This window comes from Pseudomonas sp. LAIL14HWK12:I7, from assembly GCF_000483465.1.
Lineage (GTDB): Bacteria > Pseudomonadota > Gammaproteobacteria > Pseudomonadales > Pseudomonadaceae > Aquipseudomonas > Aquipseudomonas kermanshahensis.
The window spans coordinates 103,844-126,059 of the sequence record NZ_AXYZ01000014.1 but is presented as its reverse complement, the minus strand read 5'-3'; the positions used below and the strand labels follow the sequence as shown (position 1 = coordinate 126,059).

Here is a 22,216-nt window from a genome sequence, read left to right as displayed (position 1 = left end):
TCGTGCATTGATTATCAGCGGCGAACGCGGGCCTGCAGGAACGACAGCACTTCATTGAGTGGCAGCGCTTGAGCATCCTGTTCGGTGCGGTGCTTGTATTCCAGGTTGCCTTCGGCCAGGCCGCGGTCACTGACGACGATGCGGTGCGGAATGCCGATCAGCTCCATGTCGGCAAACTTGATGCCTGGGCTGGTCTTCTTGTCGCGGTCATCCAGCAGCACTTCGAAGCCGGCGGCAGTCAGTTCGGCGTACAGCTTGTCGGTCGCTTCGCGAACCACGTCGGTTTCATAGCGCAGCGGCACCAGGGCGATCTGGAAAGGCGCCAGGGCGTCGTTCCAGATGATGCCTTTGTCGTCGTAGCTCTGTTCGATGGCGGCGGCGACCACGCGGGACACGCCAATGCCATAGCAACCCATGGACAACACGACAGGCTTGCCGTTCTCGCCCAGTACCTGGCACTTGAGTGCCTCGCTGTACTTGGTGCCGAGCTGGAAGATGTGGCCCACTTCGATGCCGCGCTTGATCACCAGGGTGCCCTGGCCGTCTGGGCTTGGGTCGCCTTCGACGACGTTGCGCAGGTCGGCGACTTGCGGAACCGGCAGGTCGCGCTCCCAGTTGACGCCGAAGTAGTGCTTGTCATCGATGTTGGCGCCGATGCCGAAGTCGCTCATCAGGGCAACCGAACGGTCGATGATGCATTCCAGTGGCAGGTTCAGCGGGCCGAGCGAGCCTGCACCGGCGCCGATGGCGTCGCGCAGTTCAGCTTCGGTCGCCATGACCAGCGGGTCGGCAACCTGTTCCAGCTTGGTGGCCTTGATTTCGTTGAGCTCGTGGTCGCCACGGACGATCAGGGCAATCAGCTTGCCTTCTTCGGCGCCGCGCACGATCAGGGTCTTGACGGTCTTCTCGATCGGCAGGCCGAAGTTTTCGACCAGTTGGGCGATGGTCTTGGCGTCCGGCGTGTCGACCAGGCGCAGCTCCTCGGAAGGGGCAGGGCGCACGGTTTCACGCGGGATGGCCTCGGCCTTCTCGATGTTGGCAGCGTAATCGGAGCTGTCGCTGAAGATCACATCGTCTTCACCGGATTCGGCCAGCACGTGGAATTCGTGCGAGTAGCTGCCACCGATGGAGCCGGTGTCGGCTTGCACAGGGCGGAAGTCCAGGCCCAGGCGGGTAAAGACGTTGCTGTACGCCTGGTGCATGCGGTCGTAGGTTTCCTGCAGGGAAGCCTGGTCGGCATGGAAGGAGTAGGCGTCCTTCATGATGAACTCGCGGCCGCGCATCAAGCCGAAGCGTGGGCGGATCTCATCACGGAATTTGGTCTGGATCTGGTACATGTTGAGCGGCAGCTGTTTATAGCTGGACAGCTCGTTACGGGCCAGGTCGGTAATGACTTCTTCGTGGGTCGGGCCGACGCAGAAGTCGCGGTTGTGGCGGTCTTTCAGGCGCAGCAGCTCTGGGCCGTACTGCTCCCAACGGCCGGATTCCTGCCACAGTTCGGCGGGCTGGATGCTGGGCATCAGCACTTCCAGGGCGCCGGCGGCGTTCATTTCCTCGCGCACAACGGCTTCGACCTTGCGCATCACTCGCAAGCCCATCGGCAGCCAGGTGTACAGGCCAGAGGCCAGTTTGCGGATCATGCCGGCGCGCAGCATGAGCTGGTGGCTGATGACCACTGCGTCGGCAGGGGTTTCTTTCTGGGTGGCGAGCAAATATTGACTGGTGCGCATGGTGGGCCGTGTCGATTGCCTAAGACGTTGAAATGACCCCGCATTGTACGGGGGCGAAACGAAGGCGTACAGGATGCCCCAGGGCGTGACACTTGTCAGCCAAGAAAAAGCCCGGCGTGATCGCCGGGCTTTTTCAAGTGCGGGGCACTGCAAGCCAGGCTTACAGGATGCTCAGCGGGTACTCGACGATCAGACGCAGTTCGTCGATCGAGCTCGAACCGTAGTACACACCGTCGCTGGAGCGGTAGGTGGCCTGGCGGACGCGGAAGCTCAGGTCTTTCGCTGGGCCGCTCTGCATGACGTACTTGACGTCTACGTCGCGTTCCCATTCCTTACCGTCGTCGGTGGTGCGGGTGGTTGCACCGGTACCGCGTGCGTAACGGGTCATGAAGGTCAGGCCTGGTACGCCGAACTCGGCGAAGTTCAGGTCGTAGCGAGCCTGCCAGGATTTCTCGTCTTCGGCGTTGAAGTCGGAACGGGCGATGGAGTTGGCCAGGAACACGGTACCGCCGCCGTCCACGCCGTAGGCGTAGTCACCGTCGCCGCTGACTTTCTGGTAGGCCAGGGTGAAGGTGTGGGCGCCGATGTTGTAGGCAGCCGACAAGCTGGCTGCGATGTTGTCGAGCTCGTTGGTGCCGTCGGACTTGGTGACGAATGCACCGGTACGGTTGGCGCCGATCGACTTGGTGTCATAGATGTTGAAGTCGAACACCAGGCCTTGCTTGTCGCTGATCGGCAGCGCCCAGTTGATGTTGCCGTACCACTTACGGAAGTGATCTTCGATGTGCGAGTAGTAAACGCTGGTGCTGAGGCTGTCAGTGAACGCGTAGGTACCGCCGAAGATGTTGGCTTCGGTCAGGTTCAGGCTGTCATGGTAGGTCTGAGCCTGGGCGTTCATGGCGGTGAAGTGACCGGCGTTCAGGGTCAGGCCATTGATCTCGTTGCTGGTGATCAAGCCGCCTTCGGCAACTTCCGGCAGCAAGCGGCTGTCGTCAGTGGCGAATACTGGCATGGCGGTGAACTGGTCACCGAACTTCAGCACGGTATTGGAGATGCGCATTTTTACAGCGCCGCCGCCTTCGGAGTAATCATCCTGCGAACGGCCGTCGGAGCCTTGTGGGAACAGGCCGGTGCCGGCGCGACCTTTGCCGCTGTCCAGTTTCAGGCCGAGCATGCCGATGGCGTCGACGCCGAAGCCTACGGTGCCTTGGGTGAAGCCCGATTCGTAAGTGCCGAGGAAACCAAGGCCGGTTTCTTCCACGCGGCTTTGAGTGCCGGCTGGGTTGTTGCGGAAGTCACGGCTGAAGTACAGCATGCGAGTTTTGACGTTCAGCTGGCTGTCTTCGATGAAACCCTTGGACTCGTCTTGTGCAGAGGCGAAGGCCAATTGCGAGGTCCCTGCCGAAACGGCCAGGGCGATCATGCTCCACTTCATCACGCGCATCGTGATTTGCTCCTTTGGTTTTTTAGGAAGAGTACCGCTGCGCCCAAGTCTTTTAGTTATATGGGGCAGCTCTTTCTTGTTATGTCGGCGGAAATGTATAACACGCTGACTGTTGTTGGCGATATGGGCATATCCAAGGTTTCGGGAACTTTATGGCCATGTCGCTTTCAGGTATTTCCATGTCGCAAATCACGTCCCGGATTCCCGGGTCGTACAACGCCAGCGCTGTTCCTGTCACCGTAACGAATCTGTAACTACAGGTTCCGGTTAGGGAAACTCCCTGGTGTATCCAAAGCGGCTGTTGTTATTTGTTGCGTACATCGCTTGATGCAGATGTCGTGCCGACTTGGCGGGAGAGGAATGCAACAAGCGTGCTCAAAATTACCACCGGTTCATGAAATTTTCACAAATGAGGCTGCCGAAGGTCGGAAAGTACCGTAAACACGGGGCGGGACTTGTCTGATGGTGTGCCACAACTCTGGCGGTTTTCAAATTCAAAACCTGCCATAAAAGTCAATGTGTTACCGGCAACTGTTCATGCGGAGTCATTCGTGTGGGTAAAAGCGTAGTGGTGTGCTCGTTTGCGGCCTCATTTTGGTGCGAAAAGTAGCGGTGTGTTACCGCGACTGTGCAGGCAGCAGGTATTCATGAACTTAAAGTGTGCAGTGTCGGGCTGCTGTTGCATGCCGGCGTGCGCGAAGCAAGGTATCCTTGCGCAATGTTCCCGTGTCTCGCGGGCCCGTTATCGAGTATTGGAGGTTGGTGGTGGTTGAGATGGATTCGCGTTTGCAGCAAGACACCTATGTACTTGGAGACTTTCCGTTGTGCCGTGTGTTGCTCAGCAAAGACGCCAATTACCCTTGGTTCATCCTGGTGCCGCGTCGCCCTGGAGTGAGCGAATTGTTCGACTTGAGCCAGGAAGACCAGGCGCAACTGTGGAAAGAAACCACGTACCTGGCTGAAGCGCTGAAGGGCGAATTCAACGCTGACAAGATGAACGTTGCCACCCTGGGTAACGTTGTCAGCCAGATGCACATGCACGTCATTGTCCGTCACACGCATGACGCCGCTTGGCCAGCGCCGGTATGGGGCAAAGTGCCCGCCGTCGAGTATGCGCCGGGGCAAGTCGATGCCATTGGTCAGCGCCTGCGCGCGCTGCTCAACGATGACTACCAGCAGGTGGCCTGAAGTGTCCTCTGAATCGCGAATCATCGAGCTGGAAACCCGCCAGGCCTTCCAGGACGACACGCTTCAGGCGCTCAATGATGTAGTGGTCGAGCAAGGGCGTGTGATCGAGCGCCTGCAACTGCAGATGGCCGAGCTGCTCAAGCGTTACGAAGAAATGGTGGGGCAATACGGCAGCGAAGGTGAAGAGGCGCCGCCCCCTCATTATTGAGTTGAGGCAGCCCTGGCCTTGCACCAGGGCTGCACACGGTCAGCGACGGGTTACCGCGACCACATCTTCGGCCTGCAGGCCTTTGTCACGGTGCATGACCGAAAACTCGACGCGTTGGCCTTCGACCAGAATGCGGTGGCCTTCGCCGCGGATGGCGCGGAAGTGCACAAAGATGTCATCGCCCGAATCGCGGGAAATGAAGCCAAAGCCTTTGGACGTGTTGAACCACTTGACGGTGCCCGTATCGCGGTTGCCGGCCTCCAAGGGGGCGCTTTGGCTGGTGCGGGCTTTTCGGTTGGCTCGGGCGAAGCCCGCAGCCAGGTGCAGCACCACGGCCAAGGCCGCGCAGACCAGGGCGGCCAGGTTGCCCATTTCGGGGCGAGCCAGCAGCGTCAGGGTCTGCAATACCACGGCCACCACCAGCAAGGCGCAAGCCAGGTGCTGCAATTGTTGCCGGGCACCTCGGTAATACAGCGGCACGACCGGGGCCAATACCAGGTTAAGCAGGCCGAGCAGTGCCAGGTAGACCGCGTCGGGTTGCTGCAGGAAGGGTGTTGCGTCGGTTTTCAGGCTGGGTATGAGCGATAGCAGCAAAGCCGCTACGCCCGTCACCAGATGGACGATCTTGAACATGGGTTGGCTCACAGTTGACAAGCTGATCACAGGAAGAGCTGGCGACACGGTGCGCATGAGGTGTAAAGCGCGAACACGTGGTGGGCCAGCCTATGCACCCGGCAATAACAGTCCGCACGGGTGGCACCCTGCCTATTTAACAGCAAAGGCGCAGGCTACTCAAACCGCAGGCCGCCACAGCCGATGTGTTGCGCCATGTCACAGGCGGGTTGCGCCAAGTGTTGATACAGTTGGAAGGGCCCGCTTGATCATCAAGCCTTATGGAAAGGGGAACTTCATGGCAATTGATATCGGTATCAGTGAAGAAGATCGCAAGTCTATCGTCGATGGGCTGTCCCGCCTGTTGTCGGATACCTACGTGCTGTATCTGAAAACCCATAACTTTCACTGGAACGTCACTGGTCCGTCGTTCCGTACCCTGCACCTGATGTTCGAAGAGCAATACAACGAGCTGGCGCTGGCGGTGGACTCGATTGCCGAGCGGATCCGTGCCTTGGGCTTCCCGGCACCGGGGTCCTATGCTTTTTATGCGCGGCATTCTTCGATCAAGGAAGAGGAGGGCGTGCCGGCCGCGGAGGAGATGATACGTCAGCTGGTGCAGGGCCAGGAGGCGGTCGTGCGCACCGCGCGCAGCATTTTCCCGGTGGTGGACAAGGTCAGCGATGAACCGACCGCCGACCTGTTGACTCAGCGTATGCAGGTGCACGAGAAGACCGCCTGGATGCTGCGCGTCTTGCTGGACGGCCAATAGTCGCCGCGTAGCGTCAGAAACGTCTGAAAAGCCCGGCTGCCGGCAGTGCAGCCGGGCTTTTTGCGTTTATGCGGGAAGGTTTTGCCGCTGCTTCGAAGGCGCAGGCTGGCGCTTCATGGTTGCCCTAGGGCCCCGGGTACAGGGGCAATGGCAGTCGCGATGGAGTGGCCGGATGATAGGCATGATGCAACAAGACAAGCGAGGCGGTGGTCAGGGGCGTTGGCCGGGCAAGCAATGCGTCGACCCCTTCAAGGCCGACTTCGACATGCTGCAGATCAGGCCGGTGTCGCGTTCGGTCCGGCTCAACGGGTTTTCCACCTGCCTGCGCCTGGAAGCGGTCTACTGGGGGATCCTGGAGCGTATCGCCGAGGCCAACCGCTGCTCGGTCAGCGCGGTGTTGTCCTACGTGGACCGCGAGGTGCATCTGCGCCAGGGCGGGGTGCGCAACTTCAGTGGCCTGATCCGCGTCATCTGCGTCGCCTGGTTGCTCGATCCGCCGAGTGCACGCTGATCGCCAGGCGGGCTGCGCAGTGCTTGCTAACCATATATAATCCCGCTTTTTGCTGCCCCGGCAGCCAGTGTTATGGTTGACGAGAGACACCCATGCCCCTTTATGACTATCAATGTGCGTCCTGCGAGCACCGCATGGAAGTGCTGCAGAAGATCAGCGCTGCGCCGCTGACCGATTGCCCGGCCTGTCAGGCGCCGGCACTGAAGAAGCTGTTGTCGGTACCCGGCTTTCGCCTGAGCGGCACCGGCTGGTACGAAACCGACTTCAAGACCGGGGCAAAAAAGAACCTTGCAGGCGGCGACAAAGCCGACTGAGTTGAATGCTGTGACCGGGTCTTGCAGTATTAGCCCTCTGGGCGGCCAAGGCCTCCACCGAATACACGAATCACGAGAAGCGAAACCACCATCATGATGCGCAGCCATTATTGCGGCCAACTGAACGAGAGCCTGGACGGCCAGGAAGTCACCCTTTGCGGCTGGGTCCATCGTCGCCGCGACCACGGCGGGGTGATCTTCCTCGACATCCGTGACCGCGAGGGCATGGCCCAGGTCGTATTCGACCCCGATCGCGCCGAAACCTTCGCCGCCGCCGACCGTGTGCGCAGCGAATACGTCGTGCAAGTCACTGGCAAGGTTCGCAAGCGCCCAGACGGTGCGGTGAATGCCAACATGGCCTCCGGTGCCATCGAGATCCTTGGCTACCAGCTGACCGTGCTCAACGAAGCGGAAACCCCGCCGTTCCCGCTCAACGAATACTCCGACGTTGGCGAGGAAACCCGCCTGCGCTACCGCTTCATCGACCTGCGTCGCCCGGAAATGGCCGACAAGCTGCGCCTGCGTTCGCGCATCACCAGCAGCATCCGTCGCTTCCTCGACGAGAACGGCTTCCTCGACGTCGAGACGCCGATCCTCACCCGTGCCACGCCAGAAGGCGCGCGCGACTACCTGGTACCGAGCCGTACCCACGCAGGCAGCTTCTTCGCCCTGCCGCAGTCGCCTCAGCTGTTCAAGCAGCTGCTGATGGTGGCCGGTTTCGACCGCTACTACCAGATCGCCAAGTGCTTCCGTGACGAAGACCTGCGTGCTGACCGCCAGCCGGAATTCACCCAGATCGACATCGAGACCAGCTTCCTCGATGAGTCCGAGATCATGGGCCTCACCGAGAGCATGATTCGCAAGCTGTTCAAGGAAGTCCTGGACCTGGAGTTCGGTGAATTCCCGCACATGACCTTCGAAGAAGCCATGCGCCGTTACGGTTCCGACAAGCCAGACCTGCGTAACCCGCTGGAGCTGGTCGACGTTGCCGACCAGCTGAAGGATGTCGACTTCAAGGTATTCGCCGGCCCGGCCAACGATCCGAAGTGCCGTGTTACCGCCCTGCGCGTGCCAGGCGCCGCCAGCATGCCGCGCAGCAAGATCGACGAGTACACCAAGTTCGTCGGCATCTACGGTGCCAAAGGCCTGGCGTACATCAAGGTCAACGAGCGCGCCAAAGGTGTTGAAGGCCTGCAGTCGCCGATCGTCAAGAACATCCCTGAGGCTAACCTGAACGTGATCCTCGATCGCGTTGGCGCGGTCGATGGCGACATCGTCTTCTTCGGTGCCGACAAGTTCAAGATCGTCAGCGAGGCCCTGGGCGCACTGCGCATCAAGGTCGGCAACGACTTCAACCTGCACACCTGCGAGTGGGCACCGATGTGGGTCGTCGACTTCCCGATGTTCGAAGAGAACGAAGACGGCAGCTTCACCGCGCTGCACCACCCGTTCACTGCGCCGAAGTGCTCGCCAGAAGAGCTCGAGGCCAACCCGGCCACAGCCCTGTCCCGTGCCTACGACATGGTCCTGAACGGTACTGAGCTGGGTGGCGGTTCGATCCGTATCCACCGCAAAGAGATGCAGCAGGCGGTGTTCCGTCTGCTGGGTATCGAAGCGGCGGAACAGGAAGAGAAGTTCGGCTTCCTGCTCGACGCCCTGAAGTTTGGTGCACCGCCTCACGGTGGCCTGGCCTTCGGCCTGGACCGCCTGGTCATGCTGATGACCGGCGCCCAGTCGATCCGTGAAGTGATCGCCTTCCCGAAAACCCAGAGCGCTGCCTGCGTCATGACCCAAGCCCCAGGCATGGTCGACGCCAAGGCCTTGCGCGAGCTGCACATCCGCCTGCGCGAACAGACCAAGGTCGAGTAAGCGGGCCCCGGGCGCATCCAGATGGATGCGCCTTTGCGTTACGGCGCAGGTATTTTTGTCGTTGCGCCCCGTCAGGGGCGCAATTGTTTGTGTTTCAAAGAATTTGGAGTCGTTATGGCTGGTCATTCCAAGTGGGCGAACATCAAGCACCGCAAAGAGCGCCAGGATGCCAAGAGAGGCAAGATCTTCACCAAGTGGATTCGCGAGCTGACCGTTGCCGCCAAGCAAGGCGGTGGTGACCCGGCGTCCAACCCGCGTCTGCGCCTGGCCCTGGACAAGGCGCTCGGCGCCAACATGAGCCGCGATATCATCGACCGTGCCGTGGCCCGTGGTGCTGGCACCAACGAAAGCGACAACGTCGAAGAGCTCAGCTACGAGGGCTACGGCCCAGGTGGCGTGGCGATCATGGTCGAGGCCATGACCGACAACCGCAACCGTACCGCGGCTGCCGTGCGTCATGCCTTCACCAAGTGTGGCGGCAACCTCGGTACCGACGGTTCGGTGGCCTACCTGTTCGAGCGCAAGGGCCAGATCAGCTTCGCGCCGGGCGTTGATGAAGACGCCTTGATGGAAGCCGCGATGGAGGCCGATGCCGACGACGTCGTCGCCAATGACGATGGTTCGTTCGACGTCTTCACCTCGTTCAACAGCTTCTATGCCGTGCGTAATGCCCTGGAAGAGGCTGGCTTCAAGGCCGATGACGCTGAAATCGTCATGCAGCCGACCACCAGTGCCGAACTGGATCAGGAAGGTGCGGAGAAGGTGATCAAGCTGATCGACATGCTTGAGGACCTGGATGATGTGCAGAACGTCTATTCCAATGCGCAGATTTCCGACGAGATCATGGAAAAACTCGGCTAAGGTGTCGCCTACAAGGCTGTAATTGGGGCCGCTGCGATGGGTCGCGCAGCGGCCCCAATGGCCTTGAATCGAGCTCAGGCTTTCAAGCATCTCCCTACACGACAGGCTTTATGACTCTGATTCTTGGTATCGACCCCGGCTCGCGCATCACCGGGTATGGCGTTGTGCGCCAGACTGCCCGTGGTTGCGAGTACGTGGCGTCGGGTTGTATCCGCACGGGCAGTGGTGAGTTGCACGAACGTCTGCAGATTGTCTTTCGCGGTGTCAGTGAGATCATCAAGCTGCACGAGCCTGTGACCATGGGCATCGAACGGGTGTTCATGGCCCGCAACCCCGACTCGGCGCTCAAACTCGGCCAGGCCCGCGGTGCGGCAATCGTCGCCGCCGCCGAGGCCGGCCTGGAAATCGCCGAGTACAGTGCCACCCAGGTCAAGCAGGCCGTGGCGGGTACGGGTGGGGCCAACAAGGAGCAAGTGATGATGATGGTCATGCACCTGCTCAAGCTTACGAAGAAGCCGCAGATCGACGCCTCCGACGCCCTGGCCATCGCCCTGTGTCATGCCCACACCCGTTCCAGTCTGGTACCGCACGGCCTGGCCACGGCACGGCGTCGCGGCGGGCGCTTGCGTCTGTAGTCGCTTCATGCGGTGATACACATTTTGTTCAGGTGAAGCGTTCACCTGAGGCATTTGCTGATAGGGTTGAGCGGTCTTTGATCGGCTCCCCAAGAGGAAGGATCGGAACGTGATTGGACGTTTGCGCGGCACCCTGGCGGAAAAGCAACCGCCACACCTGATTATCGACGTCAATGGCGTGGGCTATGAGCTGGAAGTGCCCATGACCACCCTGTATCGCCTGCCCAAGGTCGGCGAAACGGTAACCGTGCATACCCACCTGGTGGTGCGCGAAGACGCGCACCTGCTGTACGGGTTCCACGAAAAGCGCGAGCGCGAACTGTTCCGCGAGCTCATTCGCCTCAATGGCGTTGGGCCGAAGCTGGCGCTGGCCTTGATGTCGGGCCTGGAAGCCGACGAGCTGGTGCGCTGCGTGCAGGCCCAGGACACCTCGGCCCTGGTGCGCGTACCCGGTGTCGGCAAGAAGACCGCCGAGCGTTTGCTGGTCGAACTCAAGGACCGCTTCAAGGCCTGGGAAACTTCACCGGCCATGTTCACCCTGGTGTCCGACGGGCCGGTGCCGGTCAGCAGTGCCTCCACGGCCGAGGCCGATGCCGTCAGTGCGCTGGTTTCCCTGGGCTACAAGCCGCAGGAAGCCAGCAAGGCAGTGTCCGCCATCAAGGACAAGGCAGGCCTGAGCAGTGAAGAGCTGATCCGCGCCAGCCTTAAAGGGATGATTACCAAGTGATCGAAGCCGACCGTCTGATCGCCGCCAGTGGGCGTGACCGCGAAGAGGTCCAGGACCGCGCGATCCGCCCCCTGCGCCTGGACGAATACATCGGGCAGCCGGTGGTGCGTGAGCAGATGTCGCTGTTCATCCAGGCGGCTCGTGGTCGCAGCGAATCACTCGACCATACCTTGATCTTTGGCCCGCCCGGGTTGGGCAAGACCACCTTGGCCAACATCATCGCCCACGAGATGGGCGTTTCGGTCAAGAGCACCTCGGGGCCGATCCTCGAGCGCCCGGGTGACCTGGCGGCGATGCTGACCAACCTCGAACCCCATGATGTGCTGTTCATCGACGAAATTCACCGGCTTTCACCGGTGGTCGAAGAAGTGCTCTACCCCGCGATGGAAGACTTCCAGCTCGACATCATGATCGGCGAAGGGCCCGCCGCCCGCTCGATCAAGCTCGACTTGCCGCCGTTCACCTTGGTGGGTGCCACCACCCGCGCCGGCATGCTGACCAACCCTTTGCGTGACCGCTTCGGTATCGTCCAGCGCCTGGAGTTTTACAGCGACAAGGACCTGGCAACCATCGTCAGCCGCTCCGCTGGCATCCTGGGCCTGGTCATCGAAGACCAGGGCGCCTTCGAGATTGCCCGCCGTGCCCGTGGCACGCCGCGTATCGCCAACCGCCTGCTGCGCCGTGTGCGCGATTATGCCGAAGTGCGCGGCAAGGGCCAGATCACCAAGGCTGTGGCCGACCTGGCGCTGAACCTGCTGGACGTCGACGAGCGTGGTTTCGACCATTCCGACCGCCGCCTGCTGTTGACCATGATCGAGAAGTTCGACGGTGGCCCGGTGGGGGTAGACAACCTCGCCGCCGCCATCAGTGAAGAGCGTCATACCATCGAAGACGTGCTTGAACCCTACCTGATCCAGCAGGGTTACATCATGCGTACGCCGCGCGGCCGTGTGGTCACCCGGCATGCCTACCTGCACTTTGGCCTGAATGTTCCCGGGCGTTTGGGGGAGGGTGGTGATTTTTCCGAGCCAGGCGATGAATGACAGATCAAAACCGGCTTTTTGTGGTCCTACCGCTGGCATGCCCTCGGCGCGCTGGCAATAAGACATTAATGAGAAAAACAGTTGCCGCAGCGGATTGGCAAGCTGAGGAGTAAGCACTAGAGTATGCGCGCGCAAAATCAGCTCGAACCGTTCGCCCACCGTTGTCGCGTCTACTACGAAGACACCGATGCGGGCGGCGTGGTGTATTACGTCAACTACCTGAAATTCATGGAGCGCGCGCGTACCGAGCGGCTGCGGCACCTGGGCTTTTCCCAGTTGCAGTTGGCCGGGGAGAACCTGCTCTTCGTGGTCCATTCCAGCGAGGCGCGCTACCACGCGCCGGCGCGGTTGGACGATGAACTGCGGGTGACCGCGCAAGTACTTGAACTCAATCGTGCCAGCCTGCGCTTCGTGCAGCAGGTCTGGCGGGAAAAGGATGAAACGCTGCTCTGCGAGGGGCAGTTCCTGGTGGCCGCCGTGCGCGCCGACACTTTCAAACCCCGAGCCATACCCCCCAAGCTGCGCGACGCCTTTATGGCGGACGGCTCGGGTACTCAATCGAATGCAGGAGAATAAGCGTGGAAGCTAACGTCGTCGACCATACCTCCATGTGGAGTCTGGTCAGCAATGCCAGCGTGGTGGTACAGCTGGTAATGCTGATCCTTGTGGCCGCCTCGGTCACCTCATGGATCATGATCTTCCAGCGCAGCACCATGCTGCGCGCCGGTCGTCGAGCGCTGGATGCCTTCGAGGAGCGTTTCTGGTCGGGTATCGACCTGTCCAAGCTGTACCGTCAGGCCGGCAGCAACCCAGACCCGGATTCGGGGGTGGAGCAGGTCTTCCGTGCAGGCTTCAAAGAGTTCTCGCGCCTGCGTCAGCAGCCGGGTGTAGACCCTGACGCGGTCATGGAAGGCGTTGGCCGAGCCATGCGCGTGGCCATTTCGCGTGAAGAAGAAAAGCTCGAGCAGAGCCTGCCGTTCCTCGCCACCGTCGGTTCGACCAGCCCGTACATCGGCCTGTTCGGTACCGTATGGGGCATCATGAACTCCTTCCGCGGCCTGGCCAGCGCCCAGCAAGCCACCCTGGCCACGGTTGCCCCCGGTATTGCCGAAGCGTTGATCGCCACTGCGATCGGCCTGTTCGCAGCAATCCCAGCCGTTATCGCGTACAACCGTTTCGCCGCGCGCAGCGAAGTGCTGATCGGTCGTTACTACACCTTCGCCGACGAGTTCCAGGCGATCCTGCACCGCAAAGTGCACACCAGCGAAGAGTAATCAGGTAGAAGCCCATGGCCCGAGTTCGCCACAAACGCAAGCCGGTCGCCGAGATGAACGTGGTGCCCTACATCGACGTGATGCTGGTGCTGCTGGTCATCTTCATGGTGACGGCCCCAATGCTCAACCAGGGCGTGAAGGTCGACCTGCCCAAGGTTTCCAGTGAAGCCTTGCCGCAGGACAACAACGTCCAGATCCTCACCATTTCCATCAAGGCCGACAAGACCTACTACTGGAACCTCGGCAGCGAAGTCGATACCGACAAGCAGATGGACAAGGCCATGACCTTGCCCGACATGACCAACGCAGTGACCAAGATCATTGCCGCCGGCCGTGACCAGGGCAAGCAGACACAGGTCTTCATTCGTGGCGACAAGGCTGTCGACTACGGCGCGGTCATGGGTGCCATGGGCGGGTTGCAGAAGGCCGGTGTCGGTAACGTTGGCCTGATTACCGAGGCGCCCTGATGCAACAGCGAGAGCCATCCGCCTCGGAAAGCTACTTCTGGCCCAGTGTCTGGGCCATCGGTCTGCACGTGCTGGTGTTCGGCATGCTGTTCGTCAGTTTTGCCATGACGCCTGAACTGCCGCCTTCCAAGCCGATCGTCCAGGCTACCCTGTATCAGCTGAAGTCCAAGAGCCAGGCGACTACCCAGACCAATCAGAAGATTGCCGGGGAAGCGAAGAAAACCGCCTCGCGCCAGACCGAAGTCGAGCAGTTGGAACAGAAGAAGGTCGAGCAAGAGGCCGTGAAGGCCGCGGAACAAAAGAAAGCCGACGCCGCTCAAAAGGCCGAAGAGGCTCGCGAAGCCGCCGAGGCCAAGAAGGCTGAAGCCGCTGAAGCCAAGAAGGCTGAGGAGGCTGCCAAGGCCACCGAGGCCAAGAAAGCCGCCGAAGCCAAGAAAGCCGAGGAGGCGAAGAAGGCCGCCGAGAAACAGCAGGCCGACATCGCCAAGAAGAAGGCTGAGGAAGAGGCCAAGAAGAAAGCCGACGAGGAGGCCAAGAAAGAGGCCGCCGAAGAAGCGAAAAAGCAAGCCGCCGAGGACGCCAAGAAAAAGGCAGCCGAAGAGGCCAAGAAGAAAGCAGCCGAGGACGCCAAGAAGAAAGCGGCGGCCGAGGACGCGAAGAAGAAGGCAGCTGAAGAGGCCAAGAAAAAGGCCGCTGCAGACGCCCAGAAGAAAAAGGCACAGGAAGCGGCCCGCAAGTCGGCGGAAGACAAGAAAGCTCAGGCCCTGGCCGAGCTGTTGTCCGACACCACAGAGCGGCAGCAGGCACTGGCTGACGAGCAAGGCGACCAGGTGGCCGGCAGTTTCGACGACCTGATCCGTTTGCGAGCGGCCGAAGGCTGGGCGCGTCCGCCTTCCGCGCGTAAGGGCATGACGGTGGTCCTGCAGATCAACATGTTGCCAGATGGCACCATCACCAATGCCAGCGTTCTGCGCTCCAGTGGCGACGGTCCGTTCGACAGTTCGGCGGTGGCAGCAGTGAAGAACATCGGTCGTCTGACCGAAATGCAGGGTATGAAGCCGAGCGATTTCAATCAGTATCGTTCGTTCAAGATGACATTTACACCTGAGGATCTAGCGTTGTGATTAAACGTCTGAGAGGACTGCTGGTCATGCTCTGCTGCGTAGCAGGCATGGCGGTAGCAGATGAAAAGAACATCCTGGTCACCAGTGGCAGTGACCGGGCTACTCCCATCGCGGTAGTGCCGTTCGGTCTGCAGGGTGGCAGCGTGCTGCCCGAAGACATGGCCGAGATCATCGGCAACGACCTGCGCAATTCCGGCTACTACTCGCCGATTCCGCGTCAGAACATGATCAGCCAGCCTTCCCAGGCCAGCGAAGTCATCTTCCGTGACTGGAAAGCGCTGGGTGCGCAGTACGTCATGGTCGGCAGCATCGTGCCGTCCGGTGGCCGCCTGCAGGTGCAGTACGCCCTGTTCAACGTCGCTACCGAGCAGCAAGTGCTGACCGGTAGCGTGGCGGGCAGCGTCGACCAGTTGCGCGACATGTCGCACTACATCGCCGACCAGTCGTTCGAAAAACTCACCGGCATCAAGGGTGCGTTCTCGACCCGCATGCTCTACGTGACGGCCGAGCGTTTCTCTACCAACAACACCCGTTACACCCTGCAGCGTTCGGACTACGACGGTGCCCGCGCAGTGACCCTGCTGCAATCGCGCGAGCCGATCCTGTCGCCACGCTTTGCACCGGATGGCAAGCGCATTGCCTATGTGTCGTTCGAGCAGAAGCGCCCGCGCATCTTCGTTCAGCACATCGACACCGGTCGCCGTGAGCAGGTCACCAACTTCGAAGGCCTCAACGGTGCGCCTGCCTGGTCGCCGGATGGTTCGCGCCTGGCGTTCGTGCTGTCCAAAGATGGCAACCCGGACATCTACGTGATGAACGTGGCGTCGCGTCAGATCAGCCGTGTCACTGCCGGCCCGGGTATCAATACCGAGCCGTTCTGGGGCAAAGATGGCAACACCCTGTACTTCACCTCCGACCGTGGCGGCAAGCCGCAGATCTACAAGCAGTCGGTCAGTGGCGGTGGTGCCGAGCGCGTAACTTTCGTGGGTAACTACAACGCCAACCCGAAACTTTCGGCGGACGAAAAGACGCTGGTGATGATTCACCGTCAGCAGGGCTTCACCAACTTCAAAGTGGCGGCACAGGACTTGCAGCGCGGAAGTGTAAAGATTCTCTCGGAAACAAGTCTTGATGAGTCTCCCACTGTTGCGCCAAACGGCACCATGCTAATCTACGCCACCCGCCAGCAGGGCCGGGGAGTCTTGATGCTCGTGTCGCTTAATGGCCGCGTGAGGCTCCCACTTCCTACCGCTCAAGGCGAAGTCAGAGAACCGTCCTGGTCCCCTTTCCTGAACTGATTGCGGCGTAATACGTTTTGCTTAACACACTGGGGTTTCATTAGGAGTTTCACGATGGAAATGCTGAAGTTTGGTAAATTCGCTGCGCTGGCTCTGGCCATGGCTGTAGCTGTAGGTTGCTCCTCGAAAGGCGGTGACAACGCTGGTGAAGGCGCTGTTGACCCGAACGCTGGCTACGGTGCCAACACTGGCGCTGTTGACGGCTCCCTGAGCGAAGAAGCCGCCCTGCGCGCAATCACCACCTTCTACTTCGAATACGACAGCTCGGACCTGAAGCCAGAAGCCATGCGCGCTCTGGACGTTCACGCCAAGGACCTGAAGTCCAACGGCAACCGCGTTGTTCTGGAAGGCAACACCGACGAGCGCGGCACCCGCGAGTACAACATGGCTCTGGGTGAGCGTCGTGCCAAGGCCGTTCAGCGTTACCTGGTTCTGCAGGGCGTTTCCCCTGCTCAGCTGGAACTGGTCTCCTACGGTGAAGAGCGTCCGGTTGCCACTGGCAACGACGAGCAATCCTGGGCTCAGAACCGTCGCGTAGAACTGCGTAAGTAAGTTCCTATGCGAATGTGCCGCCGTGTTGTAACCGTCCTCGCACTCAGCCTGCCGCTCGCGGCCTGGGCTGAGGTCCCTGTAGTAGATGACAACGCGGGTGGGTATCCACCTGCGGGTTATGGCACGAGCGGCGCCTATGCCGGGGCAGGGGCTTCGACCCCTGCCTCAGCACAGGGCCAGCTGTTCATGCAGCTGCAACAGATGCAGGATCAGCTTTCCCGCCAGCAAGGCATCATCGAAGAGCTGCAAAACGATGTGTCGCGCATGAAGCAGGAAAACCTGGAGCGATACCAGGATCTGGACCGTCGCATCAACAGTGGTGCCGCGCCTGCCGCGACCCCTGACAATTCCGCTACCGGTGGCGCATCCAATGCCGCCGCCGGTGCAGCAGCAGGCGCCGCTGGCGCTGCTGCACAACAACCGGCCGCCAGCAGCGAGCCCGGTGATCCGGCGAAAGAAAAGCTCTACTACGACGCTGCTTTCGACCTGATCAAGCAGAAGGACTTCGACAAGGCCAGCCAGGCGTTCAACGCCTTCCTGCGCAAGTACCCCAACAGCCAGTACGCCGGCAACGCCCAGTACTGGCTGGGTGAGGTGAACCTGGCCAAGGGCGACCTGCCGGGTGCAAGCCAGGCCTTCGCTCAGGTGAGCCAGAAGTACCCCAAGCACAGCAAGGTGCCTGATTCGCTGTACAAGCTGGCCGACGTCGAGCGCCGCATGGGCCATACCGACAAGGTCAAAGGCATTCTGCAACAGGTCATCACCCAGTACCCCGGCACCTCTGCCGCACAGCTGGCGCAACGCGACCTGCAGAAGCTCTAAGCAGCACCTTTCAAAAGAAACCCGCGCGAGTCGCGGGTTTTTTCGTTAGAATCAGTGCCCTTTTTCCTAAACACGCTGCTGCGGATAACGCCATGTCGAGTCCGCGACAGTGCCTGACGGAGGCGGACAGCCTGTTTAGCTGTCACGCCCGTGGCGATCATGCAAGACACATTACGCATCACCGAAGTCTTTTACTCGTTGCAGGGTGAAACACGAACGGCTGGGCTACCCACGGTATTCGTGCGCCTGACCGGTTGCCCCCTGCGCTGTCAGTACTGCGACAGTGCCTACGCCTTCACCGGCGGCACTATTCGCACCCTCGATTCGATCATGGAGCAAGTGGCCGGCTTCAAGCCGCGCTACGTCTGTGTCACCGGTGGCGAACCGCTGGCCCAGCCCAATGCCTTGCCTTTGCTCCAGCAGCTGTGCGATGCCGGCTACGAGGTCTCGCTCGAGACCAGTGGCGCCTTGGATATTTCCGGTACTGACACCCGCGTCAGCCGTGTGGTCGACCTGAAGACCCCAGGCTCCGAGGAGTCGCACCGCAATCGCTACGAGAACATCGAGCACCTGACCCGCAACGACCAGGTCAAGTTCGTGATCTGCTCCCGTGAGGATTATGACTGGGCCGTGTCTAAGCTGATCCAGTACAACCTGGCCGAGCGTGCCGGCGAGGTGTTGTTCTCGCCCAGCCACCATCAGGTGAGCGCGAGTGACCTGGCCGACTGGATCGTTGCCGACAACCTGCCCGTACGTTTCCAGTTGCAGCTGCACAAGCTGCTGTGGAACGACGAACCCGGACGTTGATTGAGGAGTTGCAGTACATGACTGAGAAACGCGCGGTAATCTTGCTGTCCGGTGGCCTGGACTCGGCCACGGTGGTGGCCATGGCCAAAGCCGAAGGCTACAGCTGCTACACCATGAGTTTCGACTACGGCCAGCGTCATCGGGCCGAGCTCGATGCTGCTGCCCGTGTGGCGCGTGACCTGGGTGTGGTCGAGCACAAGGTCATTGGCCTGAGCCTGGACGGTATCGGTGGCTCGGCCCTGACCGACAGCAGCATCGACGTACCGGAAACCCCAGGTGAAGGCATCCCGGTCACCTACGTACCGGCGCGCAACACCGTTTTCCTGTCCTTGGCCCTGGGCTGGGCGGAAGTGCTCGAAGCGCGTGACATCTTCATCGGCGTCAATGCCGTGGATTACTCCGGTTACCCGGACTGCCGCCCCGAATTCGTCGAAGCCTTCGAGCGCATGGCCAACCTGGCGACCAAGGCGGGTGTCGAAGGGCAGGGCTTCCGCATCCAGGCACCGTTGCAGAACTTGAGCAAGGCGCAGATCGTTCAAGCGGGCATCGCCCGGGGTGTGGATTACAGCCTGACGGTTTCCTGCTACCAAGCCGACGATCAAGGCCGTGCCTGCGGCAAGTGCGACAGCTGCCGCCTGCGTGCTGATGGCTTCAAGGCTGCCGGGGTGACCGACCCGACGCGTTATTTTTGATTTTTTTTATGGCGAGGTGTTGATTTCCCGTTAGAAATCAGTATTATACGCGCCATCCAACGGGTCGTTAGCTCAGTTGGTAGAGCAGTTGGCTTTTAACCAATTGGTCGTAGGTTCGAATCCTACACGACCCACCATACGCAGTAAGTCAAAGCCCGCTACCGGCAACGGTAGCGGGCTTTGTCGTTTCTGGCGCGAACTGCCGGTTACTCAGCCCACTCCGGATCCCCGGTAAACACCACGGTCAACCAACGGTCCGGCCCTTCGCCGCCCACGGCATCGCCGATCTCATTGCGCAACGCATCCCATTCATCGATGGTTTTTGCGCCCATGCCGGTAGGCACGATGAAGTACAGCTCGATCTCCCGCGAGCGCCCTACCTTGGCCACATAGGCGCGGTACGACTGCAGCCCATGGCGCGCAACGAAGGCCTTGGCGACTTCGTCGACATGCAGTTTGAGGTCCCCCGGCGTCACCAGGAATATCTCCGAAAACGCCTGGCGTACCACCGACAGCGGCAATGGAATGATCACTAGGCAGACCAGTGCCAGCACCGCCGGGTCGATGTACGGGGACATCCATTCCCACTGCGTGCCCTGCACCGCATAGCCAAAGCAGAAAGCGATCAGCAACGCGGCGGTGATGCTCGCTGACATCACCCAACCCTTAACGTCCATGCGTACGAAGTCCGACCCCAGCTTGCGGTTTGCCCGGGCTTCGACGACTGCGATGGTCACGCAGGCGATCACGGTCAGTACCGCGTAGACCATGGCGATGCCGAACTCCAAGTGCCGCCCGCCTTGCAGCACGCTGCTGACGGCGTTGATCAACGCATAGATGGCTACGCCGCTGAGCAGGATGCCATTGAGCGCTAGCACCATCGGTTCCAGGTGCCAGAAGCCCATGGTGAAGCGCTCACGCAGCTTGCGTGACATCTGCAGGCTGGTGGCGTGAGAGGTGATCAGCTTGACCACCACCAGCGACAGGCCGCTCATGCTGGCGTCGACCAGCGAGTAAACGCCGTCGAAGATGATCGAGAACGAGCCCGAGGCCAGGCCGAAGGCAATGCCGATAGTGGCGATGAACAGGGTAACGGCGATCGAGGTGCGTAGCAGGCCTTGTTCGCTGGTGATGTCGAAGAACGGGGTTTTGTTTGTTGCTTGCATGGGTAAAGCTCTTTCAAAAGGTGGGTTGCCTGTGCTGGCCCTTTCGCGGGCAAGCCCGCTCCCACAGGGTAAAGTGCAGTTTCGAAGGCTGCACAGGTCCTGTGGGAGCGGGCTTGCCCGCGAAGAGGCCGGTACCGGCTAAACGCGAAACTGCTCCATCAACGCTTGCTGCTGATTGGCCAGCCGGTTCAGCGCCTGGCTGATCCGCGCCGATTCATCGGCCTGGCCAGCCAGCGATTCTGTCACATCACGAATACCTGCCACGTTACGGTTCACTTCCTCGGCCACCGCACTTTGTTCCTCGGCCGCCGACGCGATCTGCAGGTTCATGTCGCTGATCACCGCCACCGCCTCGCCGATACGCTGCAGGGCCGGCAGCGCCTGTTCCATGCGCGTTGCGCTGGCCTGGGCTTGGCGCTGGCCCTCATGCATGGCGCCCACCACATCTTGGGTGCCTTGCTGCAGGCCCTCGATGACCTGGCGGATTTCCTCGACCGACACCTGAGTGCGTTGGGCCAGGCTGCGCACTTCATCGGCGACCACGGCGAAGCCACGGCCAGCCTCGCCGGCGCGGGCCGCTTCGATGGCGGCATTGAGCGCCAGCAGGTTGGTCTGCTCGGCAATCGCACGGATCACCTCTAGCACCGAGCCGATCTGATCGCTGCGGCTTTCCAGGGTGCGCGCCTCGTCCATCGCGGTGTTCATGTCGGCTGCCAGGCGGTCGATGGCCTGGCGGGTGCTGGCAATCAGTTGCAGGCCTTCGCGGCTTGCCTGGTCGGCGCCACGGGCCGCCTGGGCGGCCTGGGAGGCGTTGTGGGCTACATCCAGCGCGGTGGCGCTCATTTCGTTGGCCGCGGTGGCGACCTGCTCGATTTCCCGGTGCTGTTGCTGCATGCCGTTACTGGTCTGGCTGGCGATGGCGGCGGACTGGTCGGCAGTGCCACGGGCTTCCTGCAGCGAGCCTTTGACCTGGGCGATCACCGGCTGGAGTTTGTCGAGAAAGCGGTTGAACCAGCCGGTCAGTTGGCCCAGTTCGTCCTCGCGGGCATAGTCCAGGCGGCGCGTGAGGTCACCCTCGCCGCTGGCGATGTCTTTCAGGCGTGCGGCGACGGCGAGAATCGGCCGCGTCACGCCGCGCGCGGTCAGCCAGACCAGTACCAGGCCCAGCACAGCGGCGCCAAGGCCGATCAGCAGGCTGGTGAGGTTGGCAGTTTGGTTGTGCGCACCCAGGCGTTGGTTGAGCGCCATGGCCGGTGCTTGCAGCACGCTTTCAGGCAACTCCAGCAACACTTGCCAGGGCGCTGCGTCGGGGATGGGGCTGAACGGGTGAGCAACGCGCAGCAAGCCGTGTGGTACCGCCGCGTCCAGCGCCTTGCCGAGCTGGCTGCTGTCGCGGCTGTGGCCCGCCAGCAGGCCGGCCGGGCTGACGATGCTGACCTGGCCCTGGCCGTCGAACAGCTCCTGGCGGCCGTTCAGGCTCAACTGCTGCAGGTTGTCCAGGCCTATGTCCAGGCCGACCACGCCGACGACCTTGCCGTTTTCCAGCAGGGGCAGGGCAATGCTGGTCATCAGCACCTGGCGGCCGTTGACTTCGTCGAGGTACGGCTCGAGCATGCAGGTCCGGGCAGTTTCTTGCGGGCAGGTCAACCAGCGGTTTTGCGGGCTGCCGCTGGTGCTGGTGCGGGTGTCGGCGAGCATCGCCTCAGGCATGGCTTCTTGCTCCAGGGTGCCTGGGCGTGGCTGCGACCAGTACAGCGAGAAGCGCCCGCTGTCGTTGCTGCCCACGGCCTCCTGGGCGACGAACTGGCTGTCCTGGTGGTCCAGCGCGTCCGGCTGGAACACCAGGTACAGGCCGATCACATCCGGGTTGCTGGCCAGGCTGGCGCGCGCCTCGCGGGTCAGCTCGCCACGCAAGTCGTTGCCGCCGCGGGCCTTCAGCACCTGTACCAGGCGTCGGAAGCCATTACCGTGCTGATAGGCGTCCATGAAATAGCGCTGGATACGCAGCGCCTGGGTTTCGGCGTGCGCCTGCAGGCGCAGGCGCGCGCTGTGGTCGAGCATTTCCGAGTTGGCCTGGCTGACCAATGCCGCGCTGCGCCG

The 22,216-nt window shown here is 61.3% G+C and carries 24 protein-coding genes, 1 tRNA gene and 1 pseudogene; 20 read left to right on the top strand and 6 right to left on the bottom strand.

The features are described 5' to 3' along the window. Positions 1-14: 14 nt before the first annotated feature. The gene (locus tag D886_RS0114850) at positions 15-1,730 is read right to left on the bottom strand and encodes a proline--tRNA ligase (RefSeq protein WP_027594677.1); all 1,716 of its coding nucleotides are present in this window, start codon (positions 1,728-1,730) and stop codon (positions 15-17) included. A 160-nt stretch (positions 1,731-1,890) separates the two neighbouring features. Further along, complete coding sequence (locus tag D886_RS0114845; RefSeq protein ID WP_027594676.1) at positions 1,891-3,174, bottom strand: OprD family porin; 1,284 nt, start codon at positions 3,172-3,174, stop codon at positions 1,891-1,893. Between the two features lie 765 nt (positions 3,175-3,939). On the opposite strand from D886_RS0114845, the gene D886_RS0114840 reads away from it, so the two are divergent. Together D886_RS0114840 and D886_RS0114835 are read left to right on the top strand one after the other, a co-directional pair. Next, positions 3,940-4,362, top strand: coding sequence for an HIT domain-containing protein (locus D886_RS0114840; RefSeq protein ID WP_155951424.1), 423 nt, complete (start codon positions 3,940-3,942; stop codon positions 4,360-4,362). Position 4,363: 1 nt separating this feature from the next. Further along, on the top strand, positions 4,364-4,570 hold the full coding sequence (locus tag D886_RS0114835; protein WP_027594674.1) for a SlyX family protein: 207 nt from the start codon (positions 4,364-4,366) through the stop codon (positions 4,568-4,570). A gap of 39 nt (positions 4,571-4,609) precedes the next feature. On the opposite strand, the gene D886_RS28675 is transcribed toward D886_RS0114835, so the two are convergent. After that, on the bottom strand, positions 4,610-5,203 hold the full coding sequence (locus D886_RS28675; protein ID WP_027594673.1) for a cold shock domain-containing protein: 594 nt from the start codon (positions 5,201-5,203) through the stop codon (positions 4,610-4,612). Positions 5,204-5,480: 277 nt separating this feature from the next. Between D886_RS28675 and D886_RS0114825 the strand changes: the two genes are divergently transcribed. The 18 genes from D886_RS0114825 (at position 5,481) to D886_RS0114740 (ending at position 19,087) form a co-directional block, all read left to right on the top strand. Continuing rightward, on the top strand, positions 5,481-5,954 hold the full coding sequence (locus D886_RS0114825) for a Dps family protein (RefSeq protein ID WP_027594672.1): 474 nt from the start codon (positions 5,481-5,483) through the stop codon (positions 5,952-5,954). Between the two features lie 181 nt (positions 5,955-6,135). Beyond that, on the top strand, positions 6,136-6,465 hold the full coding sequence (locus D886_RS0114820) for a ribbon-helix-helix domain-containing protein (RefSeq protein ID WP_027594671.1): 330 nt from the start codon (positions 6,136-6,138) through the stop codon (positions 6,463-6,465). A 92-nt stretch (positions 6,466-6,557) separates the two neighbouring features. Then, the gene (locus D886_RS0114815) at positions 6,558-6,779 is read left to right on the top strand and encodes an FmdB family zinc ribbon protein (protein WP_027594670.1); all 222 of its coding nucleotides are present in this window, start codon (positions 6,558-6,560) and stop codon (positions 6,777-6,779) included. A gap of 93 nt (positions 6,780-6,872) precedes the next feature. Further along, a complete protein-coding gene (gene aspS / locus D886_RS0114810; RefSeq protein WP_027594669.1) occupies positions 6,873-8,648 on the top strand; it encodes an aspartate--tRNA ligase in 1,776 nt (591 codons plus the stop codon). A gap of 114 nt (positions 8,649-8,762) precedes the next feature. Further along, positions 8,763-9,509 (top strand): YebC/PmpR family DNA-binding transcriptional regulator, encoded by a 747-nt coding sequence (locus tag D886_RS0114805; RefSeq protein ID WP_027594668.1) that lies wholly within the window; start codon positions 8,763-8,765, stop codon positions 9,507-9,509. Between the two features lie 110 nt (positions 9,510-9,619). Beyond that, positions 9,620-10,144 carry a crossover junction endodeoxyribonuclease RuvC gene (ruvC, locus tag D886_RS0114800; RefSeq protein ID WP_027594667.1) on the top strand — a complete coding sequence of 175 codons (525 nt, stop codon included), beginning with the start codon at positions 9,620-9,622 and terminating at the stop codon, positions 10,142-10,144. A 109-nt stretch (positions 10,145-10,253) separates the two neighbouring features. Beyond that, entirely contained in the window at positions 10,254-10,871 is a 618-nt protein-coding gene (gene ruvA, locus D886_RS0114795; RefSeq protein ID WP_027594666.1) for a Holliday junction branch migration protein RuvA, read from the top strand. Further along, positions 10,868-11,914: a Holliday junction branch migration DNA helicase RuvB gene (gene ruvB, locus D886_RS0114790; protein ID WP_027594665.1), complete on the top strand. Its 1,047-nt coding sequence runs from the start codon at positions 10,868-10,870 to the stop codon at positions 11,912-11,914. The genes ruvA and ruvB overlap by 4 nt, the downstream gene beginning before the upstream one ends. Positions 11,915-12,037: 123 nt before the next feature. Next, positions 12,038-12,490, top strand: coding sequence for a tol-pal system-associated acyl-CoA thioesterase (gene ybgC, locus D886_RS0114785; RefSeq protein WP_027594664.1), 453 nt, complete (start codon positions 12,038-12,040; stop codon positions 12,488-12,490). A 2-nt stretch (positions 12,491-12,492) separates the two neighbouring features. Continuing rightward, entirely contained in the window at positions 12,493-13,188 is a 696-nt protein-coding gene (tolQ, locus tag D886_RS0114780) for a protein TolQ (RefSeq protein WP_008090219.1), read from the top strand. Positions 13,189-13,202: 14 nt separating this feature from the next. Next, positions 13,203-13,655, top strand: coding sequence for a protein TolR (gene tolR, locus D886_RS0114775; protein WP_012273765.1), 453 nt, complete (start codon positions 13,203-13,205; stop codon positions 13,653-13,655). Next, positions 13,655-14,779 (top strand): cell envelope integrity protein TolA, encoded by a 1,125-nt coding sequence (gene tolA, locus D886_RS0114770; protein WP_033694212.1) that lies wholly within the window; start codon positions 13,655-13,657, stop codon positions 14,777-14,779. The genes tolR and tolA overlap by 1 nt, the downstream gene beginning before the upstream one ends. 26 nt (positions 14,780-14,805) lie before the next feature. Continuing rightward, positions 14,806-16,077: a Tol-Pal system beta propeller repeat protein TolB gene (gene tolB, locus D886_RS0114765; protein WP_033694211.1), complete on the top strand. Its 1,272-nt coding sequence runs from the start codon at positions 14,806-14,808 to the stop codon at positions 16,075-16,077. A 54-nt stretch (positions 16,078-16,131) separates the two neighbouring features. Then, positions 16,132-16,629 (top strand): peptidoglycan-associated lipoprotein Pal, encoded by a 498-nt coding sequence (gene pal, locus D886_RS0114760; RefSeq protein ID WP_008090230.1) that lies wholly within the window; start codon positions 16,132-16,134, stop codon positions 16,627-16,629. Between the two features lie 6 nt (positions 16,630-16,635). Then, on the top strand, positions 16,636-17,451 hold the full coding sequence (gene ybgF, locus D886_RS0114755; protein WP_027594661.1) for a tol-pal system protein YbgF: 816 nt from the start codon (positions 16,636-16,638) through the stop codon (positions 17,449-17,451). Positions 17,452-17,610: 159 nt separating this feature from the next. Beyond that, positions 17,611-18,258, top strand: a complete 648-nt coding sequence (gene queE / locus D886_RS0114750) for a 7-carboxy-7-deazaguanine synthase QueE (protein ID WP_027594660.1) — start codon at positions 17,611-17,613, stop codon at positions 18,256-18,258. A 17-nt stretch (positions 18,259-18,275) separates the two neighbouring features. Beyond that, a complete protein-coding gene (gene queC, locus D886_RS0114745) occupies positions 18,276-18,950 on the top strand; it encodes a 7-cyano-7-deazaguanine synthase QueC (protein ID WP_027594659.1) in 675 nt (224 codons plus the stop codon). Between the two features lie 61 nt (positions 18,951-19,011). Further along, positions 19,012-19,087, top strand: a tRNA-Lys gene (locus tag D886_RS0114740). A gap of 69 nt (positions 19,088-19,156) precedes the next feature. Here the strand turns inward: D886_RS0114740 and D886_RS0114735 are convergent. From D886_RS0114735 to D886_RS28855, 3 genes and pseudogenes are all read right to left on the bottom strand, one after another. Beyond that, the gene (locus D886_RS0114735) at positions 19,157-20,116 is read right to left on the bottom strand and encodes a cation diffusion facilitator family transporter (RefSeq protein WP_027594658.1); all 960 of its coding nucleotides are present in this window, start codon (positions 20,114-20,116) and stop codon (positions 19,157-19,159) included. A gap of 138 nt (positions 20,117-20,254) precedes the next feature. Then, a complete protein-coding gene (locus tag D886_RS28860; RefSeq protein WP_371097899.1) occupies positions 20,255-21,010 on the bottom strand; it encodes a methyl-accepting chemotaxis protein in 756 nt (251 codons plus the stop codon). A 102-nt stretch (positions 21,011-21,112) separates the two neighbouring features. After that, a pseudogene (locus D886_RS28855) lies at positions 21,113-22,102 on the bottom strand (HAMP domain-containing protein); the annotation flags it as partial. Between the last annotated feature and the right edge of the window lie 114 nt (positions 22,103-22,216).